A 14,701-nucleotide genomic window follows, 5' to 3' on the forward strand; every position below is an offset into this window, starting at 1 on the left:
CATGCTTGGTGCTCGGCCACCTGCAAGGAAAAGATCAATGAAGCCGTCATTGTTGTAGTCTCCCCATGCTTGGCCGGTGGATAAGTAACCACTAGCAAAGTACTCGCCAATGAATTTGGACCATTTCGCACTGTGGGGTGCTTCTAAGCCTACTTCGGACGTCACGTCGACAAACGAATCGGCATCGTTATTTTGGGCTACTGCCTGGTGCAAAAACAGACAAAGGGAAGCAAAAAATAAAACTATTGAATGACGTAAAAACATATGTCCCCATTATTCATGTTCAGAAGCTCTCATGTCGATCTTTCGTAACCACACAAAACAGTCAGGGGGCCAGTTCAACTGAGAGCGTTTGCCAGGAAAGCCTAATAACTATGCATAAAGACAGAGGTTCCATAGTTATTTTTGAGATTGAAAATATGTCTTTGGAGTTGACTGTTTTGTGGTTACTGGCCTATTCTAAGAGCCACAACTCAATGTTTATGTTGAGAAATCGTAGGGGGTGGTTATACCGGCGGTTTATCCACTGAAGGCGAAACTGGTTAAAACTGGTCTCCTTCTTAAGCTGGTAACAATCCAATATGGAGGTAGTAATAACGTGAATAAAACATTTCAAGTTGTAGCCGCGGCGCTGATTTTAGGCCTGGTTGCTAGCGTGGCTTTGGCTCAGTATAGCCAGTCGCCATTCCTGGATGGCAAGGGCTTACCGGCCGTTGCTGACCGGCTACCCGACCAGCCTTACGTCTATACGCCATTAGAAGAGGTAGGAGTTTACGGCGGTACATTCAATGTGTTTGCTACTGCTAATCACCCTTGGAACGAAGTGACTGAGGAGCCAGCTCGTGGTCCTTTCCTCAACATCATGCTTCCTGACGGTACGATAGAACCTAATCTCCTCCTTACCTATGACCTGTCTGACGACTTCTCGGAAGTTACCTTCGGTTTACGTCCGGGCATGAAGTGGTCTAACGGTGATGATTTCACCGCTGAGGATTTCCGTTTCAAGTTTGAAGATATGAAGGATCAAGGTTGGATGGTTCACGGCCGGGATAACGGTATTCATAGTACCTTCACGGTTGTCGATGAACACACCATTCACCTGAACTACAACGAGCCTCGTCCTCGAGCTGTTCTGGATACAGTTCACTGGCGTGGTGGCGAGTGGACAATGTTCCACCCGAGCGAGTGGCTCAAGCCTTGGCACGGTGATTTCAATGAGAATGCCGATGCACAAGCCATTGAAGAGGGCTTCGCCGATTGGAAAGAAGCTTTCGCTTGGCACACGTCTATTAACCCCTTGAACGATACGAACAAGCCAACCACGCAACCTTGGGAACCCGTTGAGTTCAGCACCACAGCGAGACTTTACGAGCGCAACCCCTACTTCCACCAGGTTGATACCGCTGGTCAGCAGCTACCCTACGTTGATCGTGTTCTTTCGCAGATTGTCGATGGCGAAACTTACAACCTGAAGGTTATCTCCGGAGAAGCCGACCTCGCGTGGGCTAACACCTCCATGGAGAACTACACCCTTTACCAAGAGAACAAAGTGGCTGGTGATTATAAGATCGGACTAATTCCGAGCTTCACCACCGGTGACGTGGTTTACTTCCCGAACTACGCCCACAACAACCTCAGATGGCGGGCATTGTTCAACGAGTACGACTTCCGCCGGGCTCTTTCGCTTGCAATTGATCGGGAAGAAATCAACGAAATTGTTTATAACGGCTTGAGCAAACCCTTGCAGTTCACGGTTACTGAATTCTCCCCACTTTACAAGGAGAGTTGGGGTACCCACGCTGTAGAGTTCAATCCAGCCGAAGCGAACGCGCTACTTGATGGCTTGGGTTTAACCGAACGGAATTCTAACGGTATTCGTCTTGACGCTGACGGCAACGCATTAATCTTCAGCGTAATCACCAGTCCTGAGATTAATACCTCACAAACCTCGGTTAACGAACTAACCAAAGAGTATTGGGCTGCGATTGGTATTGGCCTCGAAGCTCGTCAGCGTCCGCTGAATGAATTGTGGAACAGCATGGACTTTGACTTCGTTGCTGATTCCGAGCAGAACGGTGAGATGTACACCACCATCCTGCGTGGTGGTCTCATTGGCTTCCGTAATAACCCTTGGGAGTGGCACCGTAGAGCTAGAAAAGATATTGCTAACGGCGTCAAGACTCTTGATGATTTCGAAGGCGGAGTCTTACCAGGTATAGAACCCCCCGCTGAATTGGATCGGATGTTTGATATCCGTGATGATTTGAACCGTACGGTCTTCGGTGGGCAAGAGTACACTTTCCTAGCGGATGCGTACTTTGGTCAATTGGCTGACGGTCTGTACAGTATCGGCACTGTGGGTCAAGTTCCGGTCATCTTCCTTTCCAGGACCAGCATTGGTAACTTAATCGATACCCTGCCACCCTGGTTGGAAGGCTCAATGGATCTCAACCACTACACTCATCAGTTCTTCTTCAAACCTTAGTAAGGGAAACGATACTAAGGTAAGTTAAAACAGCACTACGAAACCAAGTCTCTGGGTGATGCCCTTGCAGGCATCACCCAGAGACAGTGGTTTTTTTAAGAATCTAGACAGAATTACTAATACGGAGAGCCTAAACAAAGTACAGTTCGGGTGGGGGAGGCTAATGAAAGAACTTCTTAAAATGAGTCGTAATGTCTCAAGCCCCTGCAAAACAATTTCATTTTGGGTTAGGGTATATAGCTAGTGATTAGTTACATTCTTCGGCGATTAATTTACATGGTCATATTGTTGCTGGCGCTTTCGGTAGTAACGTTCGCGCTTATTGAACTACCTCCCGGAGATTACGCAACGACGTTTGTTGAGCAGTTGAGGCAGCGGGGTGTGATACTCGATGACGCGCAGATTGAGGAGCTAAGGTACCGGTTTGGCCTTGGGCGACCGTTCTACGTTAAATACTGGAATTGGTTCTCTAACTTCGTACAGGGAGACATGGGCGAATCGTTTCAATACAACGTAGCGGTAACTAGATTGATAGGAGAAAGGATAGGGCTAACTATCGCTCTTTCCCTCACGACTTTATTTCTTGCGTATGGCCTGGCTATACCGATAGGTGTGTATTCTGCGGTAAGGCAGTACTCTATCGGGGATTATATTTTCACTATTTTGGGTTTTATTGGTCTGGCTACACCTAACTTCCTGTTAGCGCTAATCCTAATGTTTTTGACTTATAAGTTTTTTGGTTGGAGCGTAGGTGGTCTATTCTCACCCGAATACCTACTTGCGCCTTGGTCTTGGGCAAAGGTAGTAGATCTCCTAAAACATTTGCCCGTTCCGATTCTAGTCGTCGGTACTGCAGGGACCGCAGAATTAATCAGGATTATGCGTAGCACCCTATTAGATGAACTTGGTAAGCAGTATGTAGTTACGGCTCGAGTTAAGGGACTAAAAGAAGGGCGCTTGAGAATCAAGTACCCGATCCGTATGGCTATTAATCCGCTTGTCAGTACGGTTGGTTATCTTCTTCCTGCAATTATTTCCGGAGAGACTTTGGTGGCTATTGTTTTGAGTCTTCCTACTATCGGCCCATTATTATTGGCAGCACTTCTTGCCCAAGACCAGTTTCTTGCTGGGAGTGTCATTATGATTTTGGGTGCACTTGGAATCGTTGGCACCTTGGTTTCTGACATTCTATTAGTTGTTGTTGACCCGAGAATCCGATTTGAAGCGGGGGAAGCATGACGACGGATCTAAGCTCACTTAACGACCAAAACATTAACGAAACAGCTGAAGATGACACTAATGAGTCTTACTACCTAGCTTCTAGCTGGCAGCTTATGCGGCGCAAATTTTTTAAACATAAGCTAGCTCTTTTCGGTGGCCTAGTACTACTGATCCTTTATATTGTCGGTCCCCTATTTGCTGGGTTTTTCTCACCAGCTGATGTGATGCATCGTCACCGGGGTTACGTACTTGCCCCACCCCAGGTTCCTCAGATTTTCCATGAGGGTCGTCTTAAACGACCATTTGTATACGGATACGATCTTAGCAGGGACATGGAAACTCTCCGACGAATCTATACGAAAAATAAAACGAAAGTTCACCCAATCAATTTTTTTGTTCGAGGTCATGAATACAAGCTCCTTGGTTTGTTTCCGACGGATGTGCATTTTATTGGTGTGAAAGACGGCACCATGTTCTTATTTGGCACTGATGAACTTGGCCGCGATATGTTGTCTCGCACCATACGGGGAGCCCGCGTATCTTTAATGATTGGGTTACTGGGGGTGACAATTAGCTTCATCCTAGGATGTGCTTTGGGGGGAATATCAGGGTATTTTGGTGGCGCGGCAGACATGCTTATTCAGCGCATTATTGAATTCCTGATTTCGATACCAAGCATCCCACTCTGGATGGTGCTAGCCTCTGCAGTTCCAGTAATATGGCCACCAGTCAGAACGTACTTTATGATTACAATAATACTTTCGATTATTGGGTGGACCGGCCTAGCTCGAATCGTCCGGGGTAAATTATTGCAACTCCGCGAAGAAGATTTCGTCATGGCAGCCACCGTTTACGGAGCTTCAGACGGTCGAATCATAACTAGGCACCTTCTTCCCGGCTTTCTTAGTTACTTAATTGTTCACCTGACGTTGTCAGTCCCCTCAATGATCCTTGCCGAGACTGCACTATCGTTTATAGGAGTTGGTCTTCGAGCACCTGTAATAAGTTGGGGAGTACAACTGCAACAGGCCCAAAACGTGCGTACAATAGCGCTACAACCATGGCTCCTCATACCGGCTCTGTTTGTCGTGATTACGGTATTGTGCTTCAATTTCCTAGGAGATGGCTTGCGCGACGCGGCTGATCCCTACAAACAATAAGAAATCGGAGAAACCAATTATGACTGCATCTTCGCGTTGGAGCGCTCGTGCTGGAAACGGCTGTGTTTTTGTAGATGATTCAGAACTAGATAGAGTTATTTTGCAGCATCAAGTCCGTTCGGGCCTCATGCCGTATATTCATCCTTTACGTTTGGCTAGTGGTAGAGCGTGCCTTACAGAGGATAGCCCCTGGCATCATCCCCATCAACACGGCATTCAGCTCGCATTCACGAACGTAAACGGCTGCGATTTTTGGCACTACCCTGGCCAGAAGGCTGACCAAATGGTTGGTCTGATTCAAGCGTCGGACCCGCAAATTCAAAATAATAGTAATAAGGCATCCTGGGTAATACAAACTGTTTGGAAGCATAAGGATGGTAGTCATCTTTTAGCTGGCAAGCAGAACTGGTCGCTAACAGGACAAGATGACCTTATTTTTGTTGATTTAGATTGGACGCTTCGTTCAATTACTGATGTGACAATCAAGGAATATCCATACGGCGGGCTATTCATTAGAATGCCGTTCCGATCTGAGTATGGAGCTACCGTGATTAATTCTCAAGGACTTAAAGACCTTGATACTGAACAGCAGGAAGCATCCTGGGTTGACTTGCATATGCCTATTGAACATGCTCGGTATCTAGGTGACGGTAAAGTAGAAAGCAGTCCGTTGCAAGGGGGGATCGCTGTGTTTGATCACCCCGATAACCTGGGACACCCTGTAAAATGGCGAGTAGATCACCAACGAGGCATCAATCCATCGCCCTGTATTAAGGGCAACGTCGAGCTGCCTTCCGGCACAGCGCTACAACTTCGATATCGACTTGTGCTTCATGGCGATTCATTGACAGCTGAAAAATTAGATGGCCTCTGGGATGAATACGCTAAGCCAGTATGACTCACAGGCTGGAAAGATATGTCCTAGGTTCGTCCTGGTAAATCAATTCAGCGGTACGAGAACAACATATTCGTTGAACCTTTAAGCTGGCATTCGAACGTCAATCTTATTCCCCAAACGAGGGTTCCTAACCGGCTTTTTGGTTGACTGAACACTACTTTATGGCTTATCCTGCACCTTAAGAGTTGTTAATTCGGGTAATTTAAAGGGGAGGTGGCCTCTTCAACCGGTACTAGATCTGTACATGGTTGATCCGAAATAACATTATTAGGGATCAAAATCCAGGGTGAAGCCTAACCTGGATAAGAGAGAAACCTTGTGTAGTGGGAAAGTTTGCTTTTAGAAGGGAATTAAAACGTGATTAGAACCTTTAAAGCAGTAACCGCAGTAGCGATTCTTAGTTTGCTTGCAAGTCTAGCTATGGGGCAATACAGCGAATCGCCTTATGATGCAGCGAAAGTAGCGGCGGGCGAATTACCGGCCCTCGCTGAGCGTCTACCTGACCAGCCTTCGGTGGTTTCTCCACAAGAGGGTGAAATTGGTGTTTACGGTGGGCAGTTCAATGTTTTTGCTGACGCCATTCACCCTTGGAACGATCTTACTGAAGAGCCCGCTCGGGGTCCGTTCCTACTTAACATGACTTTGGATAACACTTTCGAGCCGGATCTTGCGCTTAACTACTCGTTCTCCGATGACTTCACGGAATTCACATTAAACTTACGACCCGGTATGAAGTGGTCTAACGGAGATCCCTTCACATCTGAGGATTTTCGCTTTAAGCGCGAAGATATGCGCGATTTCGATAAAGCTTGGACTCAGGAGCAGTTTGGCACGACAACTGGTTATCCAGAAATCGTTGATGACTACACAGTAGTTCTGCACCTCGGTGAGCCTATACCGGCTACGCTACTTAATATGGTTCACTGGAAGGGTGGCGAGTGGTCGCTATTCCATCCCAGCAAATACCTCAAGAAGTGGCACGGTGACCATAACGAAAATGCTGACGCCTTAGCAGTTGAAGAAGGATTCATTAACTGGCAAGAAGCGTTCGGCTGGCATTCAGAGTTCAACCCACTTAACGACTGGCAAAAACCAACCACCCAATACTGGATGCCTCTAGAGTTCTCAACTACAGCTAGATTGTACGAACGGAACCCTTACATGGCGCAGGTAGATACTGCTGGTCAGCAACTCCCTTACGTAGACCGTGTGTTATCGCAGGTTGTGGATCCAGAAACCGCCCAATTAAAAATCATTACGGGTGAAGCTGATCTTGCATGGGGTAGAGTCTCCTTCGCTAACTACTCTCTATATAAGGAGAACGAAGCTTCCGGTAATTACGAAGTTAACCTATTACCGTCATTCCAGTCAGGTGCTATCGTTTACCACCCCAACCTTGACCACCCAGACCCAGTCAAGAGAGATCTTTTTCAGAACCTAGACTTCCGCCGGGCCCTTTCGGTAGCCCTAGATCGGCAAGAAATGAACGAGATTGTTTACAGCGGGTTTGGTGTGCCACTACAGCACACAGTCGTTAGAACCTCCTCGTTCTACCAACCCAAGTGGGGCCAGAACGCTGCAGAGTTCGATCNGGACCAGGCGAATGCTCTCCTTGATGGCTTAGGCTTAACCGAGAAGAACGCCGCGGGAATCCGGTTACGACCAGATGATGGCAAACCCCTCCAAATCATTATTGAGATGGAAAATGGAGCTCCTGCTGACCAGTTGCAAATACACGAGCTAACAGCCGATTACTGGCGTAGTGTTGGTATTGAGGTGTTGATCAGAGGACTGGGTGCTGGTGCTTCTAGACCCGAATACGAGACTATGGAGTGGGACGTTTGGATTTCTCAGCAGAACCGTGGTGAGATGTACGTAACCCTCCTCGATGACGTAGAACTTCAGGGATTCCGTCACTGGGGCTGGACCCAATGGGTTAGGGCCAATGAAGAGATAGAACAGGGTTACAAGACTGCTGCTGACTTCCCAGATGGACTTCCTGGTGCAGAACCACCACCAGAAGTCTTCCACATGTATCGTGTGTATAAGGATCTTCAGGACACCGTGTTCGGTAGCCCCGAGTACCGGCTTCTTGCTACCGAGTACTTCGGTAAGTTTAATGACAACCTTTACACAATCGGAACGGTCGCTGAAAACCCGATTCTGTTTATTGCCCGTCCTGATGTTGGCAACATACCCACCCAGCTACCCCCGTGGTTAGAAGGTGCTTTGGACTTGAACCACTTCTCCGGAACTTGGTTCTATCGGCAGTAAATAAGTCTAGTAAATAAAAGCCGTAAATAAGCGGCATATGGAGGCCCCCGGAAAAAATTTCGGGGGCCTCTTAACGGTGAAAAGTCAACGAGGAAAGAAGATCATCAGTACTAGGATAACGGGTGTTGTTTTTTTGATTGGTACGTTCCCTAATTCGGACTTTAGTCCTGTGATTACTACCAAAGGCTGGCGAACAGAAGGAGTTGATGATCAGCCAACCGGCACGGAGTTAATCACAGGGTAATGAGCTTTCAGGAGATTGGTAAATCGATAGCCCGGCTTAGAATTGAAATTAATATAGTAAAAAAGAAAAGCGTTCGAATAACAAAACAAGTTATAGATGTTTGATAATCAGGAAACTGAGATCAAGTGATGTCCCGATTAAAACGGGACCAACCAGATTATTTGTAATCCATCCGATGGACCTCTATGACAGTCAGTCTATCCAAGAATTCCTATGAAAAAATTTTCAATCGGGTAGGAGTCAATTAACAGGTACCTACCTTCATTAAGTGGAATTATGAGTTGTTCTTCCGAAATGGTTAAACTTTTTTGTTATTGAGGTTGGGATTTATTGAGATGGTTTTTTAGGTACCTGAGCCTTATGGTGTGTTTATGCAGTTGTATAGCCAGCATGTGTGTTTGAAGATGATGTCCCATGTGCGGTTCGTGGTTATGTTCGTGAAGGTTTCTTGTGTGCCGTCTGGCCAAATTATTGCGACGGTGGGGTTGGTGTTGTTGTCTAGGCCAAAGTGAAGGGCGGTGTCGTTNCCTGCTCCGAAACTAGAGCCGCTTTTTACTTCTTGCATTCGNGTGGNGCCGTCTGTTGTGGTGACGTACACTCGTGCACCTATGGCGTCCCTATTTATCGGGCTTCTTCCTTCAAGGCGAATTGTTAACCAATTGTTGTTTGCTCCTATGTGTCCGGTATTGTGGTGGAGTGCGTAGCCAATGTTGAAATTACCAACAATGAAGTCGATGAAGCCGTCATTATCGTAATCAGCGTAAGCGGTACCTAGGCTAGGCTTTGGGTCATCTTGCCAATCGGATATCCTCACAGAGCGAAACGTTCCATTACCCTGGTTTCTGTAAAGAATGTTGGGGAAGGGAAATAACATTCCCATTGGTGCAGAATGAAAATCTTGTTCAGTCGTAAGGTGAGTGGTTGTTAAGAAAAGGTCTAGCCAGCTGTCGTTATCGTAATCGAAAAACGCGGTACCCCATCCTACGGTCCCCCCAGGGCCGGTTACACCAGCTCTTGCAGAGATATTCTGAAATACCCCGTTATCGTTTACTAGTAGGGCAGCAGGTAAAGCTGCGAGACCTGGATCAGTCATATCAGAAAATGCTAAGTCTAGGTCTAAATCATTATCAAAATCACCAACAGCTAAGCCCATTCCGCCTGCAACTATCCCCGTATTCGTTTCTCTAGATGCGTTAGACCAGCACCATCCTTCACAGCCCGCGCCATCATTACGCCACATTACATTACCTATCGGGTTATGAGCCATGTCGTTAACAACATAAATGTCTAAATCAGAATCCCCATCAAAGTCGACGAAACTCACAGCGAAAGCTGCTCCTTCTAGCATGGTTTTTTCCAACAGGTAACTAGCATCCTCAACGGAGCCGTTACCTAGGTTACGGTAAAGCTTGTCTCTAGCTAAAGCATTGTCAATGGGAAGGCATTCAGGGTAGCAAGACCAATTAGCGACGAATAGATCAAGTAAACCATCCTCGTCATAGTCTCCCCAAGCTGCACTACTACCCTTTCCCAAGTCACCAACTCCAGCAATATCAGTGGTATCTGTAAAGCCTCTACCGTTCTCATTACGGAGAAGGACGTTAGCCCCATGGGCCAAGACATAAAGATCTTTAAAACCGTCATTATCGTAATCGGCCCAGACCGCGCCACCAGTCCAGACCCCGGCCAGAGCGGTATCCTCAAGGGAATTTGAAACTACAAAAGTCCCATCTCCGAGGTTCCGGTACAGCGAGCTTGATTCAGTACCTCCAGAAAGGAATAAATCAACCCAGCCATCGTTATCGTAATCCCCCCAAGCTAGACCTGTAGAAATATAGCCGGTACTGATAAAGCGGCCAAGAAACTTTGACCAGACACCACCGTGAGGAGTATTGATACCTGCGTCTTGAGTAACCTCAGCGAAAGGGGCAGGCGTAATCATATTCTGGCTTATCGCCGAGGGGGTTAAAACCACTACCGCCACAACCAAAATAGCGGTGATACTCATAAGAGCAAATGCCGGGTGAAGTATTAGCTCGGACCGATTTTTACGCACACCTAATATTATCGCACCACTATTACGGTGTTGGCCAAGAGTGAGTAGTCTCTAGATTGGGTTGAGGTGAAATAGGCCCTAAGGCCTCCTGCTCTGCTATATTGGCTAAACATTGGTTACTAGATGGATTATCTAGGTTATTTCGGAGGTTAGTCGTGCTTTTTAGGGTTAGTGTTTTGGGTTTGATTTTATTTCTCTTGTTGAGCGTGGTCGCCCAAGAGGCCTCCCACAATAGGGTGTTAGGGCCTGAGTTTAATCTTTACGATGGGGATTTCATTCCTGAGCATCATCCTGATATTGATACTCTTGTTAGTTACATGTCGGTGGAGGATGCAATTAGTATTCTTCAGCGGGAGTTAGCTGGTGCGCAGTTTATTGGTCTTGACGGTGTTATGGCGGAACACTGGGGAAACACTAGTGGTGGGGAGGATGTTACTCCTCAAGCTGCTGCTGTGCAGACTTTAAAAGTTGATGAGCGTGGGATCACTTGGCAGGCAGGATCTTATGGAGATTTGTTTGCTTTTGGGTTTGANTCTGCCGTGCAGTTGTGGACTAGGTTTTCCATGGCTATGCGGGATACGTGTTCGGGTGAGGACTCACCTCAAGGNGTAGTTCTGTATTTACTTACAGAAGACGGCGCTTACGATGTTTTTGATTTTCCTGTTCAGTTCAGTAAGATCGTGCCTCTGCATCCCTCTTTGTTGCCAGCGCAACCTGCCGTGCGTAGCGCTTTGCCTCTTACCGAACCAGCATTATTTATGGGTGAAGGTCGGCCTGAAGGTTTTGCCGTATGCTGTTTCAGCTCCACCGGACTTGGGCAAGAACAGGAACCACAAATGTCTCTTGATGTTTTACCTCTCGTGATAGCAGCCTTTAAAAGGCTCGGAGCAAATATCACGATTCCTGAGTACGATGGCCTTCTATTTGAAGTGCCACTATCCACCCCTAATGGTGGGGAAATTGACAACATTCTTAAGGTTTGCAACATGAGTGGCCCTCATAATCAACGTGTGGTTCTGTGCCAGTATGTACAGCTCCAGAGCCTGGCATACATGAAACATAATGATGAATTCTATCCTCAGTATTCCGTCCCTTGTGCTAAGGAATGGCCGGGTGATTATCGGGCACAAAGCGAGTGTGTCGAATTCACTATGATGACTCACAAATTATTAACCCGTGAGATGACGGAAAGCGACGATGTTAACGGCGATTGATTTGACTCTATCAGTATCGGNCGGNGTNTCTCATGCATTGTGTTTTTGGTGTATCCTTTACGCTGTTTATCGTATGCCTGAACGATTATGTTTTGGAGGTGAAGAATGATACCCCGATTTCCCGTATTAACCTTGGCTGGTTGCATCTTAGTGTTAACTAGCTTGAGCTTAGCGCAACATGGGGCAGTAACAAAGACGCTGGGGCCTGAGTTTAATCTTTATGATGCGGATTTCATTCCTGAGCATCATCCTGATATTGATACTCTTGTTAGTTACATGTCGGTGGAGGATGCAATTAGTATTCTTCAGCGGGAGTTAGCTGGTGCGCAGTTCATTGGTCTTGACGGTGTTATGGCGGAACACTGGGGAAACACTAGTGGTGGGGAGGATGTTACTCCTCAAGCTGCTGCTGTGCAGACTTTAAAAGTTGATGAACGTGGAATCACGTGGCTATCCGCAGCTATTAACGAAGGAGAATATAACAATCGCTTTTACTTCGATGAGGCTATTTCGTTATGGACGAGATTTTCTATGGCGGAACAAGAAACGTGTGGGGATGATTTCAAAGCTTCACCTCAAGGGGTCGCTTTATTTCTTCTCTCAGAAGCAGGCGTAGAGACAGTCATGCAGAACGCGCTTCCGCTGAGCAAAATACTCCCTGCATATCCAGATCAATTGCCTACATACTTTCCTAACGACAACCTTCGCCCTCTCCCCGAGCCCGGCCTATTCTTAGAGGGAGGCTCCCCTGAAGGTTTTGTTGTTTGTTGTTTTAGTTCTACGGGTCTCGGAGTTAACGGAGAGCCTAACCTTCATCTCGACCGGTTGCCGCTTGTATTGGCGGCTCTTGAACGTCTCGGTTCAAGGCTAACTGAACCTCAAGATGATGGACTAGTAATTACCGTCCCACTCGCAGAACCTTCCCCCGCTGAACTTGATGTTATTCTCGCCCGCTGCAATGAGAACGACCGCCATAATCAAGGCACGGTTTTATGTCAATTTCAGCAACTTAGCGGCCTGGTGTACATGAAGGCTCACTTTCAAACCGCTGAACGCAACATGGCGCTGCAGTGCGCCAAGGATTTCCCAGATGACTACACAGATCAGGCAAACTGTGTTCTAGACACAATGATGGGCATATTTACTTGGGAAGATTAATAGAGAGGCACCCTAACGCCTCTCTATTAACTGTTTCTTGCTTACGAGCGAACTCTAGTACTTTGGAAACTTAACTTATCTGGGCCTAAATCGAGCTATTTGGTCGTCTGTCATTGCTAGGTTCGAATCCCTAGTCCGACCCGCATTGTGTGGCGTATGAATGACATTATGGCGACCCAATAATGGAGAATCCAACGGTAATGGTTCTTTGTCGAACACATCAGCTGCTAATGCTAGCTCATCATTAATTACCCGCCGATAGAGAACCTCAGTATCCATTATTGGTGCCCTAGTTACTTGGACCACTATTGAGCCTCCTGGGATTGCCTCCACAAGTTCACCGGTGATCATTCCACGCGTGTCGTCCGTGAGTGGAACCATGGTCACAAATATTTCGGCATCAGCAATTAATTCTGGAAGGTGGAACTCGCGCCTTGCATTGGCCAATCTAAAAGCTGCATCTGGAGCAAACGGGTCCCAAACAGCAACATCTGCACCTAGTGCAGAACACCACGAGGCATATCGACCTCCTATGCTGCCCACACCGACAACTCGTACTCGTTTCCCGGATAGCGTGCCACTAACGAATTGGGTGGTATCACCGAACTGAATACCTCGCTGTCCAGGTTTACCAATCCCACCTTCAGGTCGATACTGCCAGGTTTCATGACTTTCCATCATCGCTACATAGGTCTGTGGTATTCGCCGGAGAGCATTGATTGTCATGGCAAGGCCAAATTCTGCTACTGATTGACCCCAATACACATCGACTCTATGCGGGATAAAGCTAACTCCCCTAGCCTTAGTCCTGTCAAGGATTCCATTTTGATCTCGCCAACCTCTCGATTGGGCGTGGCACTCTTCTAAAGCTGAAAAAGGATCCAACATGTCATCATCCACGCTAAAACCAAGGATGGCTAATCGGGTCACTGAAGCTGGATCATTTACTAACTCCAACACAGTCGCATCAGGATCTTCCGTCCGGTAAAAATCGCAATCCCCTTGCTCTTTCCACCGTTCATGCCAATGGTCTGCACTAAAAGGCCAATTTAAATCAAAGCTTTCATGCACACAAATTACTGATCTCAAAATACTTCCTCCCTTGAACTCCTGCCCACTATGATCTTAACCATTAACGGACAGGCTCAACTTAAACCTTAATTTAATACCCCTATTATGCTCAAACCCGCAATAGAGCTTGATTCGGATTGATACCCACTTTTAATCACCCAAGTAGGGATCGCTGTTAGTTGCAGGATTATCTTGCAACCTGTGGTACATCATCGTGAAGTCAATACACTCTCCCTGACCGCGGTAATCTCCAGGCCATTCCTTCGCACACACAGTAGAGTACTTCGGCATTGTGGCCTCAGTATGTTTAACATACGCAAGACCCTGCAAAGCACTGTACTGGCATAACGCGGTTTTCTGATTATGAGGGGACCCGTCCCTATTACAGAAATTAATTATATCTTCGAACTCATCTGGATCAGGTACGAAATGACTAGCTAGCAGAAGACCGTTAAGTTCTGGCGTTTCGAGACGCGGCGATAGTCGCTCGAAAGCCGCTATTACCTGCGGTAAACGTTCAAGGGAAAGGTGCGTCTCTTCCCCTTCGTCACTGCTGCCAGTTGAACTGAAGCAACATACTGCAAATCCTTCGGGACTACCCGGTTCAGAAAACACGCCAGGATCTCCTAAGTTACGAGCAACTCCTTTTCCCTGATGTGTAGGCAACCTGGTTGGGTACCGAGGGATAATCTTAGTGAAAGCTATGGGATCCTCAAATACGTCCTTAGCGCCGTTTTCAGTAAGTAAATACAGAACTACACCTTGAGGTGAGTCCTCACCCGAACACGTATCCCGCATAGCCATGGAAAACCTAGTCCACAACTGCACGGCAGATTCAAACCCAAAAGCAAACAAATCTCCATAAGATCCTGCCTGCCAAGTGATCCCACGCTCATCAACTTTTAAAGTCTGCACAGCAG

12 protein-coding genes are annotated in these 14,701 nt (G+C 47.0%); 8 read left to right on the plus strand and 4 right to left on the minus strand.

Annotation, left to right across the window (positions count from 1 at the left end):
* Positions 1-264, minus strand: a 264-nt coding sequence (locus tag CMO31_07895; GenBank protein MAZ53913.1) for a hypothetical protein, incomplete at its 3' end; no start/stop codon positions are given.
* A gap of 238 nt (positions 265-502) precedes the next feature.
* On the opposite strand from CMO31_07895, the gene CMO31_07900 reads away from it, so the two are divergent.
* The 6 genes from CMO31_07900 (at position 503) to CMO31_07925 (ending at position 8,282) form a co-directional block, all read left to right on the plus strand.
* Positions 503-2,485 (plus strand): hypothetical protein, encoded by a 1,983-nt coding sequence (locus tag CMO31_07900; protein MAZ53914.1) that lies wholly within the window; start codon positions 503-505, stop codon positions 2,483-2,485.
* A gap of 243 nt (positions 2,486-2,728) precedes the next feature.
* The gene (locus CMO31_07905; GenBank protein MAZ53915.1) at positions 2,729-3,724 is read left to right on the plus strand and encodes an ABC transporter permease; all 996 of its coding nucleotides are present in this window, start codon (positions 2,729-2,731) and stop codon (positions 3,722-3,724) included.
* The gene (locus CMO31_07910; protein MAZ53916.1) at positions 3,721-4,866 is read left to right on the plus strand and encodes a peptide ABC transporter permease; all 1,146 of its coding nucleotides are present in this window, start codon (positions 3,721-3,723) and stop codon (positions 4,864-4,866) included. The genes CMO31_07905 and CMO31_07910 overlap by 4 nt, the downstream gene beginning before the upstream one ends.
* Positions 4,829-5,764 carry a hypothetical protein gene (locus tag CMO31_07915; GenBank protein ID MAZ53917.1) on the plus strand — a complete coding sequence of 312 codons (936 nt, stop codon included), beginning with the start codon at positions 4,829-4,831 and terminating at the stop codon, positions 5,762-5,764. Before CMO31_07910 ends, CMO31_07915 begins: the two co-directional genes overlap by 38 nt.
* A 357-nt stretch (positions 5,765-6,121) precedes the next feature.
* Positions 6,122-8,038, plus strand: coding sequence for a hypothetical protein (locus CMO31_07920; protein ID MAZ53918.1), 1,917 nt, complete (start codon positions 6,122-6,124; stop codon positions 8,036-8,038).
* Positions 8,039-8,075: 37 nt separating this feature from the next.
* Positions 8,076-8,282: a hypothetical protein gene (locus CMO31_07925; protein ID MAZ53919.1), complete on the plus strand. Its 207-nt coding sequence runs from the start codon at positions 8,076-8,078 to the stop codon at positions 8,280-8,282.
* A 358-nt stretch (positions 8,283-8,640) separates the two neighbouring features.
* Here CMO31_07925 and CMO31_07930 read toward each other — a convergent pair whose 3' ends face one another.
* Positions 8,641-10,338, minus strand: a complete 1,698-nt coding sequence (locus tag CMO31_07930; GenBank protein ID MAZ53920.1) for a hypothetical protein — start codon at positions 10,336-10,338, stop codon at positions 8,641-8,643.
* 155 nt (positions 10,339-10,493) lie between these two features.
* Here CMO31_07930 and CMO31_07935 point away from each other — a divergent pair, with 155 nt between their 5' ends.
* Positions 10,494-11,552 carry a hypothetical protein gene (locus CMO31_07935; protein ID MAZ53921.1) on the plus strand — a complete coding sequence of 353 codons (1,059 nt, stop codon included), beginning with the start codon at positions 10,494-10,496 and terminating at the stop codon, positions 11,550-11,552.
* A 105-nt stretch (positions 11,553-11,657) separates the two neighbouring features.
* Positions 11,658-12,710, plus strand: coding sequence for a hypothetical protein (locus CMO31_07940; GenBank protein ID MAZ53922.1), 1,053 nt, complete (start codon positions 11,658-11,660; stop codon positions 12,708-12,710).
* Positions 12,711-12,785: 75 nt separating this feature from the next.
* Here the strand turns inward: CMO31_07940 and CMO31_07945 are convergent, their stop codons facing one another.
* Positions 12,786-13,799 (minus strand): hydroxyacid dehydrogenase, encoded by a 1,014-nt coding sequence (locus CMO31_07945; GenBank protein ID MAZ53923.1) that lies wholly within the window; start codon positions 13,797-13,799, stop codon positions 12,786-12,788.
* A gap of 132 nt (positions 13,800-13,931) precedes the next feature.
* Positions 13,932-14,696 carry a hypothetical protein gene (locus CMO31_07950; protein MAZ53924.1) on the minus strand — a complete coding sequence of 255 codons (765 nt, stop codon included), beginning with the start codon at positions 14,694-14,696 and terminating at the stop codon, positions 13,932-13,934.
* Positions 14,697-14,701 lie beyond the last annotated feature (5 nt).

The organism is Trueperaceae bacterium (assembly GCA_002707365.1).
Lineage (GTDB): Bacteria > Deinococcota > Deinococci > Deinococcales > Trueperaceae > UBA6957.

What these genes read in the sequence shown, in the direction of transcription:
- CMO31_07910 (MAZ53916.1), top strand. Translation starts at nt 3,721, where the DNA reads ATGACGACGGATCTAAGCTCACTTAACGACCAAAACATTAACGAAACA.
- CMO31_07915 (MAZ53917.1), top strand. Translation starts at nt 4,829, where the DNA reads ATGGCTTGCGCGACGCGGCTGATCCCTACAAACAATAAGAAATCGGAG.
- CMO31_07925 (MAZ53919.1), top strand. Translation starts at nt 8,076, where the DNA reads ATGGAGGCCCCCGGAAAAAATTTCGGGGGCCTCTTAACGGTGAAAAGT.
- CMO31_07940 (MAZ53922.1), top strand. Translation starts at nt 11,658, where the DNA reads ATGATACCCCGATTTCCCGTATTAACCTTGGCTGGTTGCATCTTAGTG.